This is a genomic window from Skermanella sp. (assembly GCF_059503625.1).
In genome coordinates this window covers 1-3396 of record NZ_JCACHA010000196.1, presented here as the reverse complement: position 1 = coordinate 3396, position 3396 = coordinate 1, and the positions used below count along the sequence as shown (strand labels likewise).

General features: G+C 64.1%; 4 protein-coding genes. All 4 read left to right on the top strand.

Annotated features, from left to right (window positions below):
• A partial coding sequence (locus AC5JJ6_RS05050) for a M24 family metallopeptidase C-terminal domain-containing protein (RefSeq protein ID WP_496040994.1) occupies window positions 1-377 on the top strand: 377 nt, incomplete at its 5' end.
• 363 nt (window positions 378-740) lie between these two features.
• On the top strand, window positions 741-1109 hold the full coding sequence (locus AC5JJ6_RS05045; RefSeq protein WP_044427767.1) for a chemotaxis response regulator CheY: 369 nt from the start codon (window positions 741-743) through the stop codon (window positions 1107-1109).
• 33 nt (window positions 1110-1142) lie between these two features.
• Window positions 1143-2273 carry a protein phosphatase CheZ gene (locus AC5JJ6_RS05040; RefSeq protein ID WP_496040993.1) on the top strand — a complete coding sequence of 377 codons (1131 nt, stop codon included), beginning with the start codon at window positions 1143-1145 and terminating at the stop codon, window positions 2271-2273.
• 136 nt (window positions 2274-2409) lie between these two features.
• A complete protein-coding gene (locus AC5JJ6_RS05035; RefSeq protein ID WP_496040992.1) occupies window positions 2410-3180 on the top strand; it encodes a protein phosphatase CheZ in 771 nt (256 codons plus the stop codon).
• Window positions 3181-3396: the final 216 nt, after the last annotated feature.

Sequence of the window (3396 nt, the reverse complement as noted above, 5' to 3'; positions counted from 1 at the left end):
TCGGCACCTATCTGAGCGTCCATGAGGGGCCGCAGCGGAACTCCAAGGTCGCGAATACGGTGGCGCTGGAACCTGGCATGATCGTTTCGAACGAGCCGGGATATTACCGGACCGGCGCCTATGGCATCCGGATCGAGAACCTGATCGCGGTGAGGGAGTGTCCGGACCTGCCGGAAGCCGAGCGGCCGATGCTGTCTTTCGAGACGCTTACCTTGGCGCCGATCGATCTGGCGCTGGTCGAACCGGCCCTGCTGTCGCCATCCGAAATAGCATGGCTGAACGCCTATCATACGAGGGTGCGGGACAGCCTTTCTGGGCGGCTGGACTCCGAGACCGAGCAATGGTTGCTTGGAGCGACGGACTCCATCACGTCATGATTGTTCCAGCTCCTTAGATACCTGTCGGAACGCGACCAATCTACGAACATGAAGGCCGCGGCAATTGCGCCGCGCCCTCCGCTGTGCCAATTTCCCCGGTATGGTTGCCCGCTCGGTCCGCATTAGGAGAATGGGCATAGCGGGCTGGACATAAACGCAATATTTACGCTCCACCCGCATGTTTGAAACGCCGCATCCGGCCGAAGCCGTCGGGCCGGATGCTGCGAAGGTTCTTTCTTGAACAGTAAGCGGCGCACTGGATCGGCGGTAATCCGGGCGTTGCTGGTGGATCGGCTGGGTTGCGGCGACTGAACGGATCGCGTCGGCACGGCCCTCGTCAACGGATGTATTTTGGAGCACACGATGAAGATCCTTGTGGTCGATGATTACGCAACCATGCGGCGTATTGTTCGCAACCTGCTGACGCAGATCGGCTTCAGCGATATCGAGGAAGCGGGCGACGGCGTGACCGCGCTTGCCAAGCTGCGCGAGAGCAAGTTCGGTCTGGTGATCTCCGACTGGAACATGGAACCGATGACGGGGCTTCAGCTTCTCAAGGAAATCCGTGCCGACAACAAGCTCAACGCCACGCCCTTCATCATGGTCACCGCCGAGAGCAAGACCGAGAACGTCGTCGCCGCCAAGGAAGCCGGCGTCAACAACTACATCGTGAAGCCGTTCAACGCCGACACGCTGAAGCAGAAGATCACGTCGGTCATCGGCGCGTTCTAAGGTCTGATGGGACAGATCTGACGGGACAGAACAGTGGATAAGCTGGCGCCGCTCACCGAAGACGAGTTCGAGCATATCGAGGACACCGTGGCGCGCACCGCCAAGGGGCGCGCCTTCCTCCGCCGCTATGCCCAGCGCGCGCAGGGCGGCGCCGCCGACGACGTCCGCATCATGCTCGACCAGATGCGCGCCCTCCTGAGCCAGAACTCTCAGGCCGGCGGCACTTCGTCACATATCGAGGTATTGCGGCGCGAGCTGCTGGAAATGGCCGGCTCGATCGAGAAGGCCCGGCGGGAGGTGGCGGCGCTCCAGCCACCCGATGCCGGCAACGACCGCATCATGACGGCCACCAGCGAACTCGACGCCATCGTCTCGTCCACGGAACGGGCGTCTTTCGATATCCTGAACTCCGCCGAGCGGCTGATGGACCTCGGGTCCAAGCTCCGCAAGGGCGGCGCCGACCCCGATCTATGTTCGGAGATCGAGTCGGAGGTGTCGAATATCTTCACCGCCTGCTCGTTCCAGGACCTGACCGGCCAGCGCACCAGCAAGGTGGTCAACGCGTTGCGTTACATCGAGCAGCGCGTCACGGCGATGATAGCCATCTGGGGTGTCGAGGGTGTCAAGCCCAACACCGACGTCCCCGATGCCTTCGTCGACAAGAGGCCGGATGCCCATCTCCTGAACGGACCGGCACTGGAAGGGCACGGCGTCAGCCAGTCCGACGTGGACGCGCTTTTCGCCGACCCGCCCGAGCCGCCGGCCCCGCCACCGAAGCCCAAGGTCGCGGCTGCGCCGCCGCCTCCCGCTCCGCCGCCTCAGCCGGCATGGACACCTCCGCCGGCGCCGGTGGCTCCGCCCGTACAGGCCGCGGCTCCGCCTCCTCCGGCCAAGACCGTGAAGAAAGCGGCGGCAAAGCCCAAGCCTGCGGCTGTGAAGCCGGCACCCCCTCCGCCGGCTCCTCCGCCTCCAGCGCCGCCTCCGCCTCCTCCTCCGCCTCCGGTCGTGGCGGCACCGCCACCTCCGCCGCCGCCGGTGCCCAAGCCGGCGCCTCCTCCTGCACCACCCCCGCCACCCGCGCCGCCGCCACCCCCTCCGCCGGCTGCGGCTCCGGCACCAAAGGCGGCACTCGACCAGTCGGCTATCGACGCCCTGTTCGGATGATCGCCTGAGCAGAATTACCGGCGGCGCGATTCAAGTGATTTTAACACAATATGTCTATTTTTGACCGCGCAGTGAGGGAAAACAACCGACCGGGGCCTCCTGTCCATGGTCGAAGCAACGGCGAGAGCGACAGCGAATGACGGTCAAGACACCCATGCAAGGTGCGCGTAAGCCATTCATGGCCGAGTTGCAGAAGGCTCGCCGCGGCACGGCGCCGGGCACCGGCTCTGCCGAGGCCTCGGGCCTGCTGGCACTCGCGGCGCCCGAGCCGGCCGCCCAACTGGCGCCTGTTTCGGTCGAGGTCGATCACACGCCTGTCCTGCGCGCCGTAGCGGAACTGCACGCCAAGTTCGACCGCTTCATGAGCCACGACCGCAGCGACATCGATCAGATCCAGGTCGAGATCGCCGACATCTCCGGCCGCATCAAGGCGACCAAAGCGGAAATGGCGGCGCTGCGCCACCCGCTCGCCAGCGAGGACAGGTTCCAGCAGGCGTCGGAAGAGCTGGGCGCCGTGGTCAACGCGACCGAAGCCGCGACCAACACGATCATCACCTGCACCGAAGAAATCGAAGAGATCATCCACGAACTGCGCGCCCAGCTGCCGGAGGGCTACCAGTCCAGCCGCGTCAACGACATGAACGAAGCGGTCGTGAAGATCTTCGAGGCCTGCAACTTCCAGGACTTGACCGGCCAGCGCATCACCAAGGTCGTCCGCGCGCTTTCCTTCATCGAGGAACGGGTGGAGGCGATGATGGGCGTCTGGAACAAGCGCGAGTTCGAGACGATGCCGCTGCCTCCCGGCATGGCCGCCAAGGACGGCGACTTGGACCTCCACGGCCCGAACAAGGTCGATAAGGACAAGGGAATGATCAGCCAGGCGGATATCGACGCGCTGTTCGGGTGAGGGTTTTCGTGGGCTGATTCACTCTTCCGCCTGTCGCCTCCTCCTGCCGAGAGGGGAGAGGCGACAAAGCGTTGGAGACATGTCAAGCCGTGCGCAGGTTCATCACTTCCGCTGTGATACCAAGAGCCGGAGAGATTGATCTGTGCGAATACTTTCGTTGTGTAGGTCGGTCTAAAGCGAAGCGGCAGCCGACAAGCAGGCGCGTTCATGTCGGCT

Bases quoted from the DNA above. Each gene is read 5' to 3' on its own strand.
- AC5JJ6_RS05045 (WP_044427767.1), top strand. From the start codon at position 741: ATGAAGATCCTTGTGGTCGATGATTACGCAACCATGCGGCGTATTGTT.
- AC5JJ6_RS05035 (WP_496040992.1), top strand. From the start codon at position 2,410: ATGACGGTCAAGACACCCATGCAAGGTGCGCGTAAGCCATTCATGGCC.